This window comes from Rhizobium sp. 2YAF20 (assembly GCF_052114685.1).
GTDB lineage: Bacteria > Pseudomonadota > Alphaproteobacteria > Rhizobiales > Rhizobiaceae > Rhizobium.
The window spans coordinates 1-17,844 of the sequence record NZ_JBFRFF010000014.1 but is presented as its reverse complement, the minus strand read 5'-3'; the positions used below and the strand labels follow the sequence as shown (position 1 = coordinate 17,844).

Genomic DNA, 17,844 nt, shown 5'->3' with positions numbered 1-17,844 from the left:
GGTCGTCGACAAGGCCTGACTTGGACGATTCTAACGAGACCCGTCACCCCTAAGCGGCTGGCATTTCCATTAGAGTTTTCCCGATCGCGGCTCGCTAGGGAACCGAAGCGCAGAGAACGCCAGTACGGACTTGAGGCTAGCGTCAAATGCTCCAGCAACGCCGAGGCGCTCGTCATTCAGCTTGAGAGAACCGTGTCCCCAAGACAGGTTTGCTTTGAACGAACCAGCACATTTTCTTTTCGGGGAAACATCCTCATGACTCGGCAAGTTGATCAAGCCGAAAACTCGGCTATATTGGCAGTCTCGCGCAATTCCCAAACAATGAGTACAGCCTGTCGCGCGTCAAGCCTAGTTTGTACGCTTTATCGCGCTGAATTGCAGGGCATCGAACTCCAACTGTATGCGCAAGCTGGGCCCGAACATGACGAACCCGGCTCGCTCGGCCGGGTTCTTTGAAGTTGTTAGTCGCAACGGCGGATTGTCTTGGTCACTTGATCGCCGTTATCCGTCTGGCGTGTCATCGTCCTGGTGGAGCAACGATTGCGATTGCGATACTGGTCGCGTTGCTCGACAGAACCAATGGTAACGCCGCGGTCGCTGATCACGACACCTGGCCGATGATGACGATGATGGCGATAGCCGTTGTCGTTGCCGTTATCGTAGCCATTGTCGGATCCGTTGTCATAGGAGCGCTGACCGGTGACATAAACGTCGTCAGCGAAGGCGGGCAAAGCAACGGAACCGGCAGCGAATACTGCCATCGTACAGGCGATAATTGCGTTTCTCATATACATATCCTCCTAGTTGGATGCCTGTACAACGACTAGGCCGCAACATCGTTCCAATATTTAAAGCACTGGCTCAATCATATTCCAAGGATCGTCGATCGTGATGGCCAAACTGTAGTCGCTCACTCCACGCCTTAAGCCCCTCGGCTCTCGTATTGCTGAACCTCGCGACAGCAAGCGGCAGCCGAGCAGCTCAAGGCAACGATCGTCTAATGATCTCCGTCAGGCACACGTCAAAACGCGCAAGGAGCTTCCAATGATTCCATGGATTGGTAGTGCGGCGATCGGCGACTTAGGCCAACACGCGACCATGCTCGCGTCTCAAATGCGCCGCTTGTGTAAGCTGTGGGAACAGATGCTGCGCCATTGCCGGTGAAGTGAAGCGGCGGTCGGAGGACCCCTATCACGAGATGACGGAGGGTCGGAAGCAACCGATCGATCTGATAAATGCAACCGCGCCCGTCAACTTTCCCATTTTCAGTCCATGATTGCCTCGCAGAAATTCCACGGTTTGTACGTCGGATCCAGCCGGACGTCGAAGAAAACCTCTTCTTCCACTCGTAGCCAGAATGCTGGCTCGCACCCAGCTGCTGCGAAACTTCGGAAATGGGATAGCCGCGTTCGGTCATCCGACACACCGCACCCCGCTTAAACTTTTCATTGAAATTGGATTTGCTCATGATGGTCTTCTTGCCTCAAATTTTGGAAAGAAGACGTCTACAAATCTCGAGGCTATTCAAATATCAGCAGACAGCCTGACGCTGCAATAACGTTCACAAAGAGGTGTTACGTAGCAGAATGAGTAGCCGTCGATGAAACCTTATACGGAATGCATGGCAGTATGATCCTGACATTTGCAATCGTCAGTTTGCCAGCCGAGCACCTTGTCGAGGTGCGGCTTTGATGTCGCTTTTGATCCTTGCTTCAATCTATCTTGTAACGGCCTTGGGGCTGGTGTTCCTCATCGACCAGATCGTCGGTGTGATGTTCCGTGCGCCCGACGAGAATGTGCCGGCTTCACCCTATGGCGCAGCAGCGCGACTGTTCCGCAAAATGGTCAAATAGGTCGCCTTCAACGGTTGGAACCCTCCCTTCTCCGAACCTCTCCCTTGAAAGAGCAGCGCCCTTCTGGCGCAGGCATATCCCGCAGGACGTCGGTGAAATTTTACCAGTGATTTCGATCTTTGCGGAACCATCACCTTGCCACGGCAAAGTTGCGCAACAAGAACAACTGGTCGCAGAATGTTACCGAGCAACGGCGACGTCATGGATTTGCAGGGCGGCGTCTTCAAATCGTTCCACCCAAAGAAAGTCACTTTCGTAAATCCAGTCCCTTCCGTTCGGCGATGTCGATGCTAGGTTTTCCATATCAACCGCGCTGGCCGACAGTTGGGCAAAAAACAGCGAGAGAGGTTGGACAAGGCTAAAGACGAAGTGCGCAAGGACTTTCACCTCCAGCTAAAATTAGACACCAGCTGTCCGGATAAGGGCGCTTCAAAACAAGGACAACCGTATGCCATATGAACTCTACTACTGGGACGGCATTCAGGGCCGGGGCGAATTTGTGCGCTTGGCGCTTGAAGAGGCCGCAGCGAGTTACATCGACGTCTGCCGTGGCTCGCACAAGGACGGCATGGGCACCGCTGCCATGATGAAGCTCCTGAAAAGCAAGACGGAAGCGCATATTCCCTTTGCACCGCCTTTTCTGCGCGACGGCGATCTATTGGTATCGCACGTCGCCAATATCCTCATGTATCTTGGCCCGAAGCTTAGATTGGCGCCTGATTCAGAAGGCCAACGCCATATTGCCAACGGCCTGCAATTGACGATCACGGATTTCGTCGCGGAGGTTCACGATACCCACCATCCGATCGCCTCGTCACAATACTACGAAGATCAAAAACAGGAGGCCAAGGCCAGGGCGACCGACTTTATCGAGAACAGGATGCCGAAATTTCTGGGCTATTTCGAACAGGTCATGCAACAGAACCCCTCCGGTTCGAAGCATATCATCGGCGATCGTCTGAGCTACGTCGACCTTTCACTGTTCCAGGTGGTCGAAGGTTTGCGTTATGCCTTTCCAAATGCCACAGCCCGTTTCGCGATTACCTATCCGGGGCTGGCGGCGCTACACGAGATGGTCGCCAAACGACCTCACATCGCAGCCTATCTCGGCTCCGAGCGACGCCTTGCGTTCAACGAGGACGGAATTTTTCGCCGCTATCCGGAGCTTGACAAAGAGGCTCCATAGCCGTCGTCAGAGGCGAGCGACCGTTTACTTACCAAACCGTGTTTGAAGAAAGGCGGTCTGGACGGCGAGCTGCGGAAGGCGCGCTGTCTTTTGTGCCGCCACGGGAGTGACCGGATACCAGTTGTAACCAACGATCAGCACGACCGCGACGAAAAATCCGAATGCGACGGGGATAAAGCGGGCAAACATGGCCATCACTCCTTATGCCACCTAAACTCATCCGCCGACCCGAAAGTTCCCGAGTTTGAGATTGATTTCAATCCGCCTATTTGATGAGTTGATCGAACATCCGCGGATGCCTTATTCAGAGTAGCAGAATGGGTGAATCGTTTTGAAGCACCAAGAACCAGCACCTGGCGTCGATAGTAGTCCCGAACAGCGCAGAGCTGCGGCTGAAAAGGTGTTCGAACGAGCAACGCTGAGCGGGATGCCGATTGAGGACGACCGGCGCTTCATCGCCTGGATCGATGAATGGATCGCCGGGGATCTAACGATGGCACAGGTCAGCCAACGCTACGGCCAACTTCTTGACGCCCGGCGCAAGGCCCGAAAGATGCCGATGCCCGAGGCAAGCCTCTGGCCCGAAACGGAATCCGAGACCGAGCAGGTTTCGGGTAGCCAATTTACGTTCGACGAAGAGGAACTCAGCCGCATGCTGCTGATGGAAATCGACGACGACGGCGAAGCACCCAAGACCGGCAAGTAGACTTTGAGTTAGGCGGCAAGCGCCGTCTCTACCCTGTTTCGGCCGTTCCTCTTTGCAGCATAGAGCGCCGCGTCCGCTGCCTTTAGTGCATGCGCGACGCCCGTCGTTCTGGTATTGGCGCCGGCGGCACCCAGGCTGAAGGTGACCTTCATATTGGCATGTGTGCCGGCAAATTCGTTTGCTTCAATCCTGCGGCGGTTTTTTTCTGCGACCACGACTGCCTTGGTATCGTCCATTCCGGGGAGCAAGACCGCGATTTCCTCGCCGCCGAACCGGGCCACGACATCGGACTTCCGCACGCAATCGCTGACAATCGATGCGATATCGGCCAGAACACCGTCACCGGTATCGATGTCGATCATGATCACCGAATATTTGCCACTTGGATTTTGCGCTGGCGTCAGGACACTTGCGGCTTTGGCATCAAAGGCACGCCTGTTGGCGAGCTTCGTCAAAGGATCGACTGCCGCGTCTCGCTCAAGGGTTCTAAACAGATGCAGGCTCTTGCGCTCGTGAGACAGGAAGTCGTGAAGGATCAGCACGCCAAGGATGTTCATCGCCGAGACGGCGAGAATGATCTCCCAGCTCAAAGCCGCCAATGCGGCATGCGGCATGCGGCATGCGGCATGCGGAAGAGCGATGACCGAAATGGACGAAAGCGAGGCAGCAATCCCAAGGGCAAGAGGTTTCAGCAGACGCCCTTTGAAAAAGCGATTTGGAACCCGCCCGATAAATAATCCGGCTGCCGCCGCGATCAGAATCCCCGACACACCCGTCATCGCGCCCGCACCGCCGAGCCAGAGGCGATAACCACCGATCACCACTGTCGTAATAATGGCGCCCGGCAGATCGGCGAACGTATAGGCCAGCGCCAGCATCTGGACGCGTCCGCCGTAGAACCCCCGGGAGCGAAGGTGATAGGATCACTCATCGATGCAAAGCCCGCCGCCGCAAACAATATCCCAACCAGGATATTCGTCAAAAGGCCGCCGGGGGTCATGCGGATTATCTTCGAGAACGCCAATATGATCAGCGCGGAAAAAGCAAGACTCCTACAGAGACCGACAAGCAGCGAGCCGTCGTCCATTTCAGTCGCCCACATTCTTGGATTCAATATTTGAGTAACATGGCGCCGAGAACCATCGTCAAGGCCAAATGTGGGTGAGCCTGATCAAAGGTTTGGTAAATCACATTCGCATGACAGGTAAACAAACCGCGCAGACCAACATTGGTCGTCCAGCTTGATTCTGCAGCCAAGCACCGGTCGTGGCCGCCTGTGCGAATAGCATGGCCGATAGCTCAAACTGTCGGTAGCAGCGGCTTAATTTTCCGAAGTTGATTCGGCAAGGATTCGTTCAACGACATCAAAAGTCGATTGCTTCCATACCGGCATGCGCCAATTGAAGGCGTCCTCGAATTTCTTGGTGAACAGCCGCGAATTGAACGGCCGGGTTGCCTTTGTTGGATAGTCCGACGTCGGGATGTCCCTGACCTCGGCAAACGGCCCCTGTCTGCTTTTGCTGGCTTCAAAGATGGTCCGGGCAAAGGAACTCCAGTTCGTGCTTCCCGTTCCCGCGACATGGTAGGTCCCGAAGCCTGCAAACGGTCTGTCTGCTCCCAGCACATCACAGATCTGGAAGATTGCATCGGCGATGTCGATCGCCGACGTCGGATTTCCCCATTGGTCCGAGACGACGGAAACCACGTCACGGCTTTCGGCAAGCCGCAGCATCGTTTTCACGAAATTCTTGCCGAAGGGACTGAAAACCCAGGCCGTCCGCAAGATGAGATGCCGTGGGTTGGCGGCCACTACCTCTCTTTCTCCGTCCAGCTTGGTCTGTCCATAGATGCTCCGCGGCCCCGTGGGATCGTCCTCGCGATAGGGCTTGTCGCCCTCGCCGGAGAAGACATAATCGGTAGAGAGATGAATGACCGGCGCATTCACGCTGGCTGCGGCTCGTGCTACGGCGGCGGCACCCAGCGTATTCACGCTGCGCGCCAGATCCAGTTCGTCTTCGGCCTGGTCGACGGCGGTATAGGCGGCGGCCGAGACGACCATGTCGGGTCTGGCTGCCGTGATCGCATCGAACACCGTGTCCGGCCGGGCAAGATCAAGTTCCGGTCGGCCGATGGCGATGATCTCGATGGATGGATACAAGGCCGCCCTCTCGATGAGGCTGCGCGCGACCTGGCCCTCCCGACCGGTGACGACGACCCTCATGGGGTGGAATCCGCAGCCGTGACGCCAAGCCGTGCACCCGCATAGCGTTCTCCGCGAATCGGCCCCCACCACCAATCATTGTCGAGATACCATTGCACCGTGTGGCGAAGACCTGACTCAAACGTCTCGACCGGCGTCCAGCCAAGCTCGCGCTCGATTTTCGCAGCGTCGATCGCATAGCGACGGTCATGACCCGGCCGATCGGTGACGAAGGTGATCAGGTCGCGATAGCGCCCGGCATTGGTGCGCGGTCGCTTCTCATCAAGAATATCGCAGATGGTTTCAACGACGCTGAGATTGGTTCGTTCGGCACGGCCGCCAATATTGTAGCTTTCACCCGCCCTGCCCTTTGTGGCGACAAGCTCCAATGCCCGGGCATGGTCTTCAACAAAAAGCCAGTCGCGAACGTTGGCGCCGGCGCCGTAGACCGGCAGCGGCTTGCCGTCGAGCGCGTTCAGGATCACCAACGGAATGAGCTTCTCTGGGAAATGAAATGGCCCGTAATTGTTGGAGCAATTGGAGATGACGATCGGCAGGCCATAGGTCTCATGCCAGGCCCGAACGAGATGATCCGAAGACGCCTTTGATGCCGAATAGGGAGACGACGGCGCGTAAGGCGTTTCCTCGGTGAAGATGCCGCTATCGAAGGGCAGGTCTCCGAATACTTCGTCCGTGGAAATATGGTGGAAGCGAAACGCTGACTTCGCCGGCTCGGAAAGTTCGCGCCAGTGGGCAAGCGCCGCATTCAGCATTCGAAAGGTGCCGACAATATTGGTCTCGATGAAGGCGGCCGGTCCGTCGATGGACCGATCGACGTGACTTTCTGCCGCCAGATGCATCACGACGTCGACCTGCTCCTGGCGCAACAGGCTCAAGATGGTGGCGTCGTCGCAGATGTCGGCCTGCACGAAGCGGTAGTTCTGATGATTTTCAATCTGGCGCAGCGAGGCCAGGTTCCCGGCATATGTCAGCTTGTCGACATTGATGACGCGGTTTTGCGGATTGGCCACAAGCTGGCGGCAGACCGCTGATCCGATGAAGCCCGCACCGCCGGTAACAAGGATGTTCATAAAAAAATGCTCCCTCAGGGAAATACGTCGACACCATCGAGGTATGGTGCATTGCGATCTTTGTCGGACAGCTGCATCGCCGCCGGATCGAACGGCCATTCGATCCCGATCGACGGATCGTTGAAACGCAACGATCGATCGTGCTCGGGTGAATAGTAGTCGGTTACCTTATAAACGACTTCCGTATTTTGCTCCAATGTGACGAAGCCGTGGGCAAAGCCCTTCGGAACGAGAATCTGGTTCCATTTCTCCGCCGAGACTTCGTGCGAGATCCATTTTCGGAATGTCGGTGAGCTCTTTCTGATGTCAACGACCACGTCCAGTATTGCGCCCTTCACGACGCGCACAAGCTTGTCCTGCGCCCGCGGCGGCAGCTGAAAATGCAATCCACGCAGCACGCCTCTAGCAGCCGAGAGGGAGTGGTTATCCTGAAGGAATTGAAGCGTAATGCCGGCTTCCGCCAGATGCGCTGCATTGTATGTTTCGGAGAAGAAGCCCCGTTCATCGCCGAATTTGCGCGGCAATATTTCGAGAACCCCGGGAAGCCCCAGCGGCTTGACGTCCATTACGGCCTCTCCACTTCCTGAGCGCGACGACGGAGATAGCTCGAATACTCGGTTTTGCCCATTTTCGACGCTCTTTCGAGGACCTGATCGGCACTCACCCAACCCCATTCCAGGCCGATCTCCTCCGGGCAGGCGATCTTGATTCCCTGCCGAAGCTCGATCGTCCGCACGAATGACGAGGCGTCGTGAAGACTGTCATGGGTACCCGTATCGAGCCAGGCATAGCCACGGCCGAGCTGCTGGACGCGAAGATCGCCGCGTTCGAGATAGATGTTATTGACGGTGGTAATCTCCAGTTCGCCGCGCGAGGACGGCTTTATGGATTTGGCGATATCGACGACATCATTGTCATAAAAATAGAGACCGGTGACAGCCCAGCTAGATTTCGGGATCTCCGGTTTTTCCTCGATTGACAGGGCCCTCCCGGTCGCCTTGTCAAACTCGACGACACCGTAGCGTTGCGGGTCCTCGACATGATAGGCGAACACCGTCCCGCCCTTGTCATTTGTCGCGGCGCGCTGGCATATCGCCGACAGGCCGTCTCCAAAGTAGATGTTGTCACCAAGGATCATCGCGACACTGTCGCTGCCGATAAAGTCCTGGCCGATGATGAAGGCTTCCGCCAGGCCGTTCGGTTGGGCTTGTTCCGCGTAGGAAAAGCGAACCCCGAAATCCTTCCCGTCGCCCAACAGCTTCTGGAACAGTGGCAGATCATGTGGCGTGGAGATAACGAGGATATCCTGGATTCCTGCCAGCATGAGCACGGTCAACGGATAGTAGATCATCGGTTTGTCATAGATCGGCAGGAGCTGCTTGGATACCGCGATCGTCAGCGGGTAAAGCCGCGTACCACTGCCACCCGCCAAAATTATACCCTTCATTCCGAAGCTTCCTTGAACAAGCGTTAGATCGCCCTGATTGCGGCATCTCGTAAAAAGTAAATAGGCCCGCCGAAACGAACGAGGAGACTCAACTTGCCCTTCCCCGCGAGCCGCGGGTGAATCCTAGTCCATCCCCCGCCTCGTTGCTACAGTCGGGACCTGTCTTGAAGCTGGTCCGTTCGTTCGAATGGACGGCGCTGACGCAGTTCCCAAGAATAGGATTCCATTCCTCCGGGCGCCCTATCCTGGCAAAAGGATAGCTTGCTTTTTTAGCTTGTGCGTAAATGATTAGGGGGCAATCCGGGAGGAACGCATGAGCGACCAAACAGCTCTTTATCATGCCTCGGTCTACAGCAATGGCGTCCCCATCGAAGAGGGCATTTTCACCTTTCCGAAGTTGAAAGCGGTCATCTCGTTGACGGCACCGAAGACACACAAGGTCACACCAGGCGATATCCTGCGCACCGTCACCGACAGGGACGGGACGTTTGAAATGAACGGTTGGCGTATCAAGACATCGAAGATCAGTCTGACCGATCAACTATGATCGACCGGCGTTCTTGCCGGCCGGATGCCGGCGCTGGGCGAACCAGCGCCGGACAACTCAAAGCTTCAGCCTCTCAATGCCCGCTCGAAGACGCGCGCGAGCCGCTCGGAAAAGGCGCGCGGGTTTTCCGGCCGCTCGCCGTCGAGGACGCGCGCCTGATCGAGAAGCAATTGCACCGCGTCGTCGCGGAAGGCCTCATCGTCGATCGTTGAGCCGGCGATCGCCTTGATAAGAGGGTGATCCGGGTTGATTTCCAGGACGGGTTTGGCCGCAGAATCAAGCCGGCCGGCTCCCTGCAGGATCTTCTCGAGCTGGCGATCCGGCCCGTGCTCCGGCGCGACCAGGCAGACGGCACTCTCCGTCAGCCGATCGGACGCGCGGACATCGGAGACGGCCTCGCCAAGCGCCAACTTTGCGAAAGCGATGAATTTCTCGACAGCAGCCGTGGTTTCCGCTTTTGCGGAAGTGTTGCCGTCCGGCTTGGCGATCTGATCGAGATCGGCTGTGCCCTGACTCACCGACTTGAAGGATTTACCTTCGAAATCCGGCGCATTCGTTACCCAGAAGCTGTCGACCGGTTCGGTCAGAAGCAGAACTTCGATGCCGCGGGCACGAAAACCCTCGATTTGCGGCGAGGCCTTCAACTGGTCCAGGTTGCTGCCGGCCAGATAGTAGATTGCCGCCTGCCCGTCCTTCATGTCCTTGACGTATTCGGCCAGCGATCGGTAGTTTTCCGCCATTGCAGTGCTGCGGAAACGCGACAGGGCCATCAATTGCGCCCGACGCTCGTAGTCCTCGTAAATGCCCTCCTTGAGTACCGTGCCGAAGGCTTCCCAGACCTTGAGGAAGGCCTCGCCGTCGCTTTCGCCGAGCTTTTCCAGGCTGGTCAGAATGCGGCTGGTCAGGCCTTTGCGGATCGCGGAAAGGATCGGGCTTTCCTGGATCATCTCGCGAGACACGTTGAGCGGCAGGTCAGACGTATCGATCAGGCCCCTGACAAAACGCAGATAGCGCGGAAGCAACTCGGCGTCATCGGTAATGAAGACGCGCTTGACGTAGAGCTTGACGCGGCCTTTACGATCCGGATCGAAGAGATCGAAGGGTTGCGAGCCTGGTACGAAGGCAAGGGCCGTATATTCGTGTCGCCCCTCGGCGCGGAAATGTACCGTCACGGCCGGTTCGTCGTACTGGCCCGAGATACCCCGATAGAAGTCCGTATATTCTTCCTTGGTGATTTCACTTTTCGGCTTCGTCCAGAGCGCCGATCCATCGGTAAGCTCGGTCGCCTGCGCGCCGGGCTTCTCGACAATGTAGATCGGGACCGGCACATGGCCGGACTGTGCCTTGACGATGCGCTCGACCGTCCAGCGCGAGGTATAGGTCTTCGCGTCCTCCATCAAGTGAAGCGTGATCCGCGTGCCGCGCGCCGGCGCATCGGCGACATCGATCGAGCCGATGGTATAGCTGCCCTTGCCGTCAGACGACCACAACGAGGCTTCGTCCGACCCCGCCCGGCGGGATACCACGTCCACGTTGTCGGCAACCATGAAGGCGGAATAGAAGCCGACGCCGAACTGCCCGATGAGCTCGGCGCCCTCCTTCTCCTTCGCTGCCTCGACGCGCTCCATGAAGGCGCGCGTTCCCGACCGGGCGATGGTGCCCAACGCCTCGACCATCTCGTCGCGGCTCATGCCGATCCCGTTGTCCTCAAGCGTCAGCCGACGATTTTCCTCGTCGAGCGATACGGTGATCCGTGCGGCCTGATCATCTGAAATCAGGCCCGGCGAGGTGATCGCCTCATAGCGCAGCTTTTCACAGGCGTCTGCACTGTTCGAAATCAGCTCGCGCAGGAACACGTCCTTGTCGCTGTAGACCGAATGCACCATCATATGAAGGAGCCTGGCAACATCCGCCTCGAAGACATGCTGCTTCGGTGTGCTATCACTGGTGTTCGTCGTCATTCGGTGTCCTCAACTTGTCATCCGATGCAGTGACCTCAAGTGGCAAAATGACCAGCGGAATTCAAGTGTGAAAATGGTGGCATATTGCCAGCACATGCGCGAACGACACGCTCTTGCTATCACATCCCGTGTCGGGCTGTTTGAAAGTGTGACCCTTAAGAGAAACCGATTGAAGGGAACAACCGCCACTCCCTTCCGTTCCTCTCCTGTAGCTTCGAGCTAAGGAGAAAACGAACATGTACAAGACCTTACTTGTCACGAGCGCCCTTGCGCTTGCAACCCTGTCCACGAATTCCTTTGCTGCCAATGGCGCCGTAACCGGTGCAGTCGGCGGCGCAGCAACGGGCGCAATCATCGGCGGCCCTGTGGGCGCCGCAGTCGGCGGTGTTGCCGGCGCGGTAACCGGCGCAGCACTCGATCCGCCGCCGCGTGAAGTCATAACTTACGTCCGCGACCAGCCGGCCCCGGCAACAACCGCCGTCGTCGAAGAACCGGTCGTCGTCGGAAGGCCGCTACCTAGCACCGTCGAGATCGTCCCTGTGCCGGACAACCCCCATTACGCCTACGCGGTCGTCAATAACCAGCGCGTTATTGTCGAACCGCGGAGCCACAAGGTGGTCCAGGTCATCGGTGATTAATGCCGCTGAAGATGGGAACCCCGCCTACGTCGGGGTTCCCATCTTCATTTTTCAGCAAGACGCAGATGGCACGACGTTTCTGGAAGGGTTCCTCGACCTCTCTCAAGGTCTGTTGGGCAATGGCTTGGCCATCTCAAAGAAACGTCCCCATGGATCGCTCCGCTGTGCGGCGAGACGCGCCGAGGCATTATCGACGTTGAAGTCGGCCGGCCCGTTGATCTCCTCCAGTTCACCCCAGGAAAGTGGCATCGAGATCGGTGCACCGGGTCTTGCCCGCGTCGAATAGGCAGCGACCGCCGTATTGCCGCGACCGTTGCGCAGATAGTCGATGAATATCTTGCCGATGCGCTTTTCCTTGGACGCGGTCGCCAGGTATTTTTCCGGATGGTCGGCACTCATGCCCTCGGCCATCGCCTCTGCAAAATCCTTGACCTCAGTCCAGGAAGCCCTGGGCTTGAGCGGGGCCACGACATGCAGACCTTTTCCGCCAGACGTCTTGACGAACGCGGCAAGACCGGCCGTCGCGAAATGCTTTTTCAGCTCCGCCGCCGCCGTAACGACGTCTTTCCAGGCGACATCCTCGGCAGGGTCGAGATCCATCGTGATCCAGTCGGGCTGCTCCCAGTGTTGGCACGTTGTTCCCCACGGATGAACTTCGAGCGCTGCGGACTGGACCAAGGCGATCAGCCCGTCGAAATCGGTGATCCGTAGCAGCTTTTCTCCGCCATCCGCTTCCGGATCGGCGATCTGCTCGATGTGGGGATTGACCCCTTTCCATGCATGTTTTTGAAAAAACTTCGGGCCATCGATCCCATCTGGGCAGCGCATAAGCGCCAAAGGCCGATCGACGACAAAGGGCGCCATGCGAGGCCAGACCTCGGCATAGTAATCCGCCAGACGCTGCTTGGTCACAGCGCAATCGGGCCAATAAACCCGATCGGGATGCGTTAATTGGACGGACGATTTCGCCAGCGCCTTATCCATTCCCTCCACCACGGCAAGACGCCTTGCCTCTGTCGCCGATTTCAAAGCTGAAGATAGGGTCATACCTCCGTTGCCGAAAGCATGAAATTGCTCCCGCGTCGCCTAGCTGGCCTTCGCTCGCCGATGGTCATCTTCAAAAAGCCTTTCCAGTTCGCCCGCGACGCCATTTCAGTTCTACCTGTTGCCGAAAAGACGGCTGCTATGCGGCGGACGATCACGCACCAAGGCGCCGCCATCGCCGATCTTCTGCCGGGAAGCAGCACTTCTCGCCCCCATCAGCGCCTCCTGTCGCGAGCGGTAGGTTTCCGAAAGCGTCTCGCCCAGCTTGTAAGCCCAACCACCATCGTGCTCGACGATTTCATATGTGATGTCAGCCATGGTGCACATCCTTTCCGCCCCGCGACCTCTTGGGTCTGGCGCTCGGTTTTCTTTCTGCGGCTGTCGAGCGCGATGATCTTTTCAACCGCTGCCACGTTTTCGCTGGTGACAACAGGAACCGGGTCACCTGCGATTGCTTCAAGGACCTCCTCTGAAAGCCCGCCATTGCGGATGACCCATTCGAAGGTCTCGCATGTTTCACGTTCCGCCCGCAACTGCGCATAGAGGGCGGTGATCAGTCGCTCACGGGCGTCCATGCTTGAAATCGTACGATCGGTCTTTCGTATATTTGCCATAGGAAATCTCGAAGGTCACCTCAGGAATCGAAACCGCCCGCGGCCATAAAGGTTCCGGCGCGGCAGGAGCAAGTGCCCTTGGCGCTTTTCACCACCCCCAAATGGGCTATATGGAGCAACATCGGAGAATTGGCCGAGGCTCCATGGCAGAGACAGAAACCGCACACGCGCCATTGGCGCTCTTCATTCCTGTCTGCTGGCTCATCTGGGCAACGATCTGGTTCGTCGCGGCGCGAAGCGTCAAGAAGACGACCCGTCGCGAGGATGATATTTCGCGGCTGACCAAAGCCGGCAAGACTGCCGGCGCAGGTACGGAAGGCCTTTGCGGAAACGGCAATTCCGGCGATCTCGGCACAGTAGCCCGCTCTCGTCACGCCAGGCGAATAGCTGGCGCCCGGGCAGATCGGCGATTTCTTCGAGTAAGCTCTGCAACCGCGGATGCTTCAGGCTGCGCTGGATGCGTTTTCCACCCTTCGCCTTGAAGCGAAGTTCTATGCGGCCGTCTGCAAGTTTCAAATGCCGCTTCAGAAGCGTCGCCGCGCCGTAGGTGCCGTTCTGCTCGACGTAGGTCCGGTTTCCGACGCGCAGATGTGCTTCGTCCAAGAGGGTCGCAAGCGCCGCAAGCACGCCGTTTACCTCCTCGGCCCCGCCTTCAAGGTGCCGCATCACCGCATCGCGGATCTTCGGCAAGGCAAGAGCGAAATCGAAGAGCTGGTCGAACTTCGCGCCGCTGCGCAGCGAGGACCAGTTCTTGTGGTAGCGATATTGTTTTCGCCCGCAGACATCGAGACCGGTCGCCTGCTAATGGCCGTTGTCCTGCAAGCATATCCAGACGTCGCGGTAGGCAGGCGGCAGGCCAAGAGACGCTATCTGCCGACGGGTCACCTCGTCGCGAACTAGGCTTCCGTCCGGCAGCTTGCAGCAAAATCCCTTGCCTTTTTCAACTCGGCGAATGCTGGGCTCGGTATCGCTGACATAGACGAGGCCTAGTTCTTCGATCGGCGGGTCGCTCATTGACATACCAGTTACTTCTGGTTCGGACGGCGTCCAAAATGGAACCAGCGATGGCGGGTCTGCGTCTTACTGTCATGTTCGGTTTTCAAGGTTCGCGGTGAGAAAACCGCAACGCTCGCGCCATAGACCATTGCCGACCGATCCGCCTCGTGCTCCTCGAATGATTTTTCCGCCCCGGTATCGGCGACCCGCTGCCAATGCTCGATGCCATTGACGGAAGGAAGCGTGAATTCGCAATCGCCGCCAGCGTTGAAGACCAGGAACAGGTCGTCCAACTTTTCGCTGTCGGCGGCATGGATACTTTTGCCGAGAGACACGCCGAGCACACGCAGTTCCCCGTCGCCCCAGGCCCCGTCGTCCATGAAGCCGCCATCCGGCTTGTACCACGCGATTTCGATACGTCCGTCCTCGCCCGTTTCGCCGGTGAGGAACCTCTCCTGCCTTAGAACCGGATGGGCCTTGCGAAAGGCGACGGCCTGGCGGCAGAACTCGAGAAATGGATCGTTGAGACCGGACCAGTCGATCCAACCGATCTCGTTGTCCTGGCAATAGGCGTTGTTGTTGCCACCCTGGCTGTTGGCGATCTCGTCGCCGCCGACGATCATCGGCACTCCCTGGCTGAGCATCAGGGTGAGCATCAAGTTGCGCCGGCGACGAGCACGCGCCCCGTTGATCTCCGTACTGTCGGTTGCACCTTCGGTACCCATATTGTCGGAATGATTGTCGGAATGGCCATCATTGTTGTCTTCGCCATTCGCCTCGTTATGCTTGTCGTTATAGGAAACGGTGTCCATCAAGGTGAAGCCGTCATGGGCGCTCAGAAGATTGATCGACGAGGTCGCTGCGCGGTCGGAATGGTTGAACTGCCGGGTGGAACCGGCAATACGTGATGCGAGATTGGCCACATGACCAGCATCGCCCTTCCAAAACGAGCGAACGTCGTCACGAAACTTGTCGTTCCATTCCCGGAAGGGGTGCGGAAAGCCGCCGACCTGATAGCCGCCCTCGCCGATATCCCATGGCTCGGCAATCAGCTTGACACCCGACAGGATCGGGTCCTGACGGATCGCGCCGAAGAACCCGCCCTCGCGGGCAAATTCCAAATCTTGCCGCCCGAGCGTGCTGGCAAGATCGAAGCGGAAACCGTCGATATGAATGACGCCAACCCAGTAGCGCAGGCTGTCCAGCACCATACGCATCACCATCGGATGGGCGACATTCAACGTGTTGCCCGTTCCCGTGGTGTCGAATGTATGCCGCTGGTCGTCGGGCGAGAGAATGTAGTAGCTCGCATTGTCGAGGCCACGGAAACTCAGCGTCGGGCCGCGCTCAGACCCCTCCGCGGTGTGATTGTAGACGACGTCCATGATGACTTCGATGCCGGCGGCATGAAACTTCTTCACCATCGTCTTGAATTCGGTGACGCGGCGGCCGGAGAGATAGCGCGCCTGGGGAGCGAAGAAGCCGAGCGTCTGGTATCCCCAGTAGTTTCGAAGGTTGTTTTCCAGGAGGTAGCGATCATCGAGGAAATATTGGATCGGCAGCAATTCGATGGCGGAGATCCCGAGCCTGGTCAGATGGTCGATGATCGGGTCGCTGCACATGCCGAGAAATGTGCCACGCAGCTTGTCGGGCACATCGGGATGCGTCATCGTCATGCCGCGGACATGCGCCTCGTAGATCACTGACTCTGTCCAGGGTCGGCGGATGGCCTTGTCACCATCCCAGTCGAAATCGGGATCCTGCACCACGCCCTTGACCATGAATGGCGCGCTGTCACGATCGTCGAACGACAGATCGTCCCCCTTGCCGATCTTGTAGCCATAGAGCGCATCGTCCCATTTGAGCTCGCCGACAATCTGCTTGGCGTAAGGGTCGAGCAGCAGCTTGTTCGGATTGAAGCGATGGCCCGCCCGTGGATCGTAGGGTCCGTGGACGCGGTAGCCATAGACGGTGCCGGGGCCGATGCCGGCGATGTAACCGGACCATATGTCGCCTTCGCGCTTGGGCAACGGCAAGCGGGCGAGTTCCGTCTTTCCATCTTCGGAATACAGGCATAGTTCCACCTGCTCGGCATGGGTTGAGAAGACGGCGAAATGCGTACCGGCACCGGTATATTCGGCGCCAAGCTCCGGTTTCATGAAGTCCAGTTCCGAGAAAGAAAAACTCATGAGTTCAGATCCGCCTTGTTCGGAAGGGTGAATTGGCGCTGGGACAACCGCGTCGAGAAATCATGCGGGCGCGGCCACTGGTGCCACGCCCGAAATCGCAAACGCCAGAAATGTGCGAAAGTTCCTTCAGCCGAAGCTAATTCGGCAGTCCGTCCGCTGCGATAGGCTTCGATCCTTACGGCATCAGCTGGCCACCGTTGACCTCGATGATCTGCCCGGTGATGTAGCCGGACAGGGTCGACGAGGCCAGGAAAAGATAGGTCCCGACACAGTCTTCCGGCGTGCCAACGATACCCATCGGGATGGACTTGCGCTGCAACTCCATCTGCTCGGCATTGGTATAGCGCTCGTGAAACGGCGTCGCGATGACGCCGGGGGCAACGGCGTTGACCCGGATCCTGTCGCCGACGAACTCCTTGGCGTGGCCCCGTGTGATGGTCGAGACGAAGCCCTTTGATGCCGCATAGAGGATTGCGCCATTGCCGCCGCCGTTGCGGGCGGCGATCGAGGTCGTGTTGATGATGAAGCCGCCCTGCTTCTTCAGCCACGGATGTGCTGCGCGCGTAGCGGCGAGCACCGAGCGAGCGTTCAGGCTCATCACGCGCTCATAATGCGCATCGGTCATCTGTTCGGTCGCAATGCGGCCGAGCATGCCGCCGGCATTGTTGATCAGCCCGTCGAGCTGGCCGAAGGCCTCGGCCGTCTCATGGACTACCCGCTCGCTTTCGCCCTCCTGAGAAACGTCGGCCTGGACGAGATGGACCTTTGCGCCTGTCGACGTGAGTTCCTCCGCAAGCTGCTCGGCCGGCTGTCGGCTTGCATTGTAATGTATACCGACCTTCACTCCCTGCTGGGCGAAGGCGCGCGCCAGCGCCGCGCCGATACCGGTGGAGGCGCCTGTGATCAGCACGGCCTTGCCGGCCAGATCCGGGACACGAACGGATGCAAGTAATTGTGCAAGCTCAGTCATGGCAGCAATGTCCTCCCTGAATGCAACAAGGATGTTGTCGGAAACGTTTCCGCCACAGTCATATCAGTCAGAACGACTGCGCAGCAATTGCGATACAGCGGCCATATGAAAAAGAACTCCGATACGCCGTCACTTCGACGTGAGCACCTTGCTCACACCCGCTCAAGCGCGATGGCGATGCCCTGGCCGACGCCGATGCACATGGTCGACAGCGCGTAGCGGCCGCCGGTTCCCTTCAGTTCCAGCGCCGCCGTGCCGGTGATGCGAGCGCCCGACATGCCGAGCGGATGGCCGAGCGCGATGGCGCCGCCGTTGCGGTTGACCCTGATGTCATTGTCGGCGATGCCGAGTTCGCGCAGCACGGCAAGCCCCTGGCTGGCGAAGGCCTCGTTGAGTTGAGTT

Annotated in this window: 17 protein-coding genes and 5 pseudogenes; 6 read left to right on the top strand and 16 right to left on the bottom strand. The window is 58.1% G+C overall.

Going from position 1 to position 17,844, the window contains the following annotated elements; genetic code table 11:
* Positions 1 to 461 precede the first annotated feature (461 nt).
* Both AB4Z52_RS17345 and AB4Z52_RS17340 read right to left on the bottom strand, forming a co-directional pair.
* Complete coding sequence (locus tag AB4Z52_RS17345) at positions 462 to 788, bottom strand: hypothetical protein (RefSeq protein ID WP_442219169.1); 327 nt, start codon at positions 786 to 788, stop codon at positions 462 to 464.
* 233 nt (positions 789 to 1,021) lie between these two features.
* Entirely contained in the window at positions 1,022 to 1,468 is a 447-nt protein-coding gene (locus AB4Z52_RS17340; RefSeq protein WP_442219168.1) for a transposase, read from the bottom strand.
* A gap of 223 nt (positions 1,469 to 1,691) precedes the next feature.
* On the opposite strand from AB4Z52_RS17340, the gene AB4Z52_RS17335 reads away from it, so the two are divergent.
* The 3 genes and pseudogenes from AB4Z52_RS17335 to AB4Z52_RS17325 all read left to right on the top strand — a co-directional run bounded on the left by AB4Z52_RS17335 (position 1,692) and on the right by AB4Z52_RS17325 (position 3,039).
* On the top strand, positions 1,692 to 1,853 hold the full coding sequence (locus tag AB4Z52_RS17335; RefSeq protein WP_442219167.1) for a hypothetical protein: 162 nt from the start codon (positions 1,692 to 1,694) through the stop codon (positions 1,851 to 1,853).
* A gap of 149 nt (positions 1,854 to 2,002) precedes the next feature.
* Positions 2,003 to 2,312, top strand: a pseudogene (locus AB4Z52_RS17330) (DUF3175 domain-containing protein).
* On the top strand, positions 2,302 to 3,039 hold the full coding sequence (locus tag AB4Z52_RS17325; RefSeq protein WP_442219166.1) for a glutathione S-transferase: 738 nt from the start codon (positions 2,302 to 2,304) through the stop codon (positions 3,037 to 3,039). The pseudogene AB4Z52_RS17330 and the gene AB4Z52_RS17325 overlap by 11 nt, the downstream one beginning before the upstream one ends.
* Positions 3,040 to 3,063: 24 nt before the next feature.
* On the opposite strand, the gene AB4Z52_RS17320 is transcribed toward AB4Z52_RS17325, so the two are convergent.
* Entirely contained in the window at positions 3,064 to 3,228 is a 165-nt protein-coding gene (locus AB4Z52_RS17320) for a hypothetical protein (protein ID WP_442219165.1), read from the bottom strand.
* Positions 3,229 to 3,370: 142 nt separating this feature from the next.
* Here AB4Z52_RS17320 and AB4Z52_RS17315 point away from each other — a divergent pair, with 142 nt between their 5' ends.
* The gene (locus AB4Z52_RS17315; protein WP_442219164.1) at positions 3,371 to 3,745 is read left to right on the top strand and encodes a hypothetical protein; all 375 of its coding nucleotides are present in this window, start codon (positions 3,371 to 3,373) and stop codon (positions 3,743 to 3,745) included.
* A gap of 8 nt (positions 3,746 to 3,753) precedes the next feature.
* On the opposite strand, the gene AB4Z52_RS17310 is transcribed toward AB4Z52_RS17315, so the two are convergent.
* The 5 genes from AB4Z52_RS17310 to rfbA form a co-directional block, all read right to left on the bottom strand.
* Complete coding sequence (locus tag AB4Z52_RS17310; protein WP_442219163.1) at positions 3,754 to 4,623, bottom strand: GGDEF domain-containing protein; 870 nt, start codon at positions 4,621 to 4,623, stop codon at positions 3,754 to 3,756.
* A gap of 443 nt (positions 4,624 to 5,066) precedes the next feature.
* Positions 5,067 to 5,966, bottom strand: a complete 900-nt coding sequence (gene rfbD / locus AB4Z52_RS17305) for a dTDP-4-dehydrorhamnose reductase (RefSeq protein WP_442219162.1) — start codon at positions 5,964 to 5,966, stop codon at positions 5,067 to 5,069.
* The gene (rfbB, locus tag AB4Z52_RS17300) at positions 5,963 to 7,036 is read right to left on the bottom strand and encodes a dTDP-glucose 4,6-dehydratase (protein WP_442219161.1); all 1,074 of its coding nucleotides are present in this window, start codon (positions 7,034 to 7,036) and stop codon (positions 5,963 to 5,965) included. Before rfbB ends, rfbD begins: the two co-directional genes overlap by 4 nt.
* Before the next feature lie 14 nt (positions 7,037 to 7,050).
* Entirely contained in the window at positions 7,051 to 7,602 is a 552-nt protein-coding gene (rfbC, locus tag AB4Z52_RS17295; protein ID WP_442219160.1) for a dTDP-4-dehydrorhamnose 3,5-epimerase, read from the bottom strand.
* Positions 7,602 to 8,483 (bottom strand): glucose-1-phosphate thymidylyltransferase RfbA, encoded by an 882-nt coding sequence (gene rfbA, locus AB4Z52_RS17290; protein ID WP_442219159.1) that lies wholly within the window; start codon positions 8,481 to 8,483, stop codon positions 7,602 to 7,604. Before rfbA ends, rfbC begins: the two co-directional genes overlap by 1 nt.
* Before the next feature lie 313 nt (positions 8,484 to 8,796).
* On the opposite strand from rfbA, the gene AB4Z52_RS17285 reads away from it, so the two are divergent.
* Positions 8,797 to 9,030: a hypothetical protein gene (locus AB4Z52_RS17285; protein ID WP_442219158.1), complete on the top strand. Its 234-nt coding sequence runs from the start codon at positions 8,797 to 8,799 to the stop codon at positions 9,028 to 9,030.
* A 65-nt stretch (positions 9,031 to 9,095) separates the two neighbouring features.
* Here the strand turns inward: AB4Z52_RS17285 and htpG are convergent, their stop codons facing one another.
* Complete coding sequence (gene htpG / locus AB4Z52_RS17280; RefSeq protein ID WP_442219157.1) at positions 9,096 to 10,991, bottom strand: molecular chaperone HtpG; 1,896 nt, start codon at positions 10,989 to 10,991, stop codon at positions 9,096 to 9,098.
* Positions 10,992 to 11,227: 236 nt separating this feature from the next.
* Here htpG and AB4Z52_RS17275 point away from each other — a divergent pair, with 236 nt between their 5' ends.
* Complete coding sequence (locus AB4Z52_RS17275) at positions 11,228 to 11,629, top strand: DUF1236 domain-containing protein (RefSeq protein WP_442219156.1); 402 nt, start codon at positions 11,228 to 11,230, stop codon at positions 11,627 to 11,629.
* 102 nt (positions 11,630 to 11,731) lie between these two features.
* Here AB4Z52_RS17275 and ligD read toward each other — a convergent pair.
* From ligD to AB4Z52_RS17240, 7 genes and pseudogenes are all read right to left on the bottom strand, one after another.
* Positions 11,732 to 12,583: pseudogene (gene ligD / locus AB4Z52_RS17270) on the bottom strand (non-homologous end-joining DNA ligase); the annotation flags it as partial.
* A gap of 204 nt (positions 12,584 to 12,787) precedes the next feature.
* Entirely contained in the window at positions 12,788 to 12,991 is a 204-nt protein-coding gene (locus tag AB4Z52_RS17265) for a DUF2188 domain-containing protein (protein ID WP_442219155.1), read from the bottom strand.
* A gap of 50 nt (positions 12,992 to 13,041) precedes the next feature.
* Positions 13,042 to 13,287: pseudogene (locus AB4Z52_RS17260) on the bottom strand (hypothetical protein); the annotation flags it as partial.
* A gap of 248 nt (positions 13,288 to 13,535) precedes the next feature.
* Positions 13,536 to 14,301, bottom strand: a pseudogene (locus tag AB4Z52_RS17255) (DNA topoisomerase IB); the annotation flags it as partial.
* A gap of 11 nt (positions 14,302 to 14,312) precedes the next feature.
* Positions 14,313 to 16,472, bottom strand: a complete 2,160-nt coding sequence (gene glgX / locus AB4Z52_RS17250) for a glycogen debranching protein GlgX (protein ID WP_442219154.1) — start codon at positions 16,470 to 16,472, stop codon at positions 14,313 to 14,315.
* A 175-nt stretch (positions 16,473 to 16,647) separates the two neighbouring features.
* Positions 16,648 to 17,442: an SDR family NAD(P)-dependent oxidoreductase gene (locus tag AB4Z52_RS17245; protein ID WP_442219153.1), complete on the bottom strand. Its 795-nt coding sequence runs from the start codon at positions 17,440 to 17,442 to the stop codon at positions 16,648 to 16,650.
* A 152-nt stretch (positions 17,443 to 17,594) separates the two neighbouring features.
* Positions 17,595 to 17,844, bottom strand: a pseudogene (locus AB4Z52_RS17240) (3-oxoadipyl-CoA thiolase); the annotation flags it as partial.

Excerpts from the sequence above, each read along its gene's own strand:
- AB4Z52_RS17345 (WP_442219169.1), bottom strand. The coding sequence starts at position 788 with ATGAGAAACGCAATTATCGCCTGTACGATGGCAGTATTCGCTGCCGGT.
- AB4Z52_RS17340 (WP_442219168.1), bottom strand. The coding sequence starts at position 1,468 with ATGAGCAAATCCAATTTCAATGAAAAGTTTAAGCGGGGTGCGGTGTGT.
- AB4Z52_RS17335 (WP_442219167.1), top strand. The coding sequence starts at position 1,692 with ATGTCGCTTTTGATCCTTGCTTCAATCTATCTTGTAACGGCCTTGGGG.
- AB4Z52_RS17325 (WP_442219166.1), top strand. The coding sequence starts at position 2,302 with ATGCCATATGAACTCTACTACTGGGACGGCATTCAGGGCCGGGGCGAA.
- AB4Z52_RS17320 (WP_442219165.1), bottom strand. The coding sequence starts at position 3,228 with ATGTTTGCCCGCTTTATCCCCGTCGCATTCGGATTTTTCGTCGCGGTC.
- AB4Z52_RS17310 (WP_442219163.1), bottom strand. The coding sequence starts at position 4,623 with ATGCTGGCGCTGGCCTATACGTTCGCCGATCTGCCGGGCGCCATTATT.
- rfbD (WP_442219162.1), bottom strand. The coding sequence starts at position 5,966 with ATGAGGGTCGTCGTCACCGGTCGGGAGGGCCAGGTCGCGCGCAGCCTC.
- rfbB (WP_442219161.1), bottom strand. The coding sequence starts at position 7,036 with ATGAACATCCTTGTTACCGGCGGTGCGGGCTTCATCGGATCAGCGGTC.
- rfbC (WP_442219160.1), bottom strand. The coding sequence starts at position 7,602 with ATGGACGTCAAGCCGCTGGGGCTTCCCGGGGTTCTCGAAATATTGCCG.
- rfbA (WP_442219159.1), bottom strand. The coding sequence starts at position 8,483 with ATGAAGGGTATAATTTTGGCGGGTGGCAGTGGTACGCGGCTTTACCCG.
- AB4Z52_RS17285 (WP_442219158.1), top strand. The coding sequence starts at position 8,797 with ATGAGCGACCAAACAGCTCTTTATCATGCCTCGGTCTACAGCAATGGC.
- htpG (WP_442219157.1), bottom strand. The coding sequence starts at position 10,991 with ATGACGACGAACACCAGTGATAGCACACCGAAGCAGCATGTCTTCGAG.
- AB4Z52_RS17275 (WP_442219156.1), top strand. The coding sequence starts at position 11,228 with ATGTACAAGACCTTACTTGTCACGAGCGCCCTTGCGCTTGCAACCCTG.
- AB4Z52_RS17265 (WP_442219155.1), bottom strand. The coding sequence starts at position 12,991 with ATGGCTGACATCACATATGAAATCGTCGAGCACGATGGTGGTTGGGCT.
- glgX (WP_442219154.1), bottom strand. The coding sequence starts at position 16,472 with ATGAGTTTTTCTTTCTCGGAACTGGACTTCATGAAACCGGAGCTTGGC.
- AB4Z52_RS17245 (WP_442219153.1), bottom strand. The coding sequence starts at position 17,442 with ATGACTGAGCTTGCACAATTACTTGCATCCGTTCGTGTCCCGGATCTG.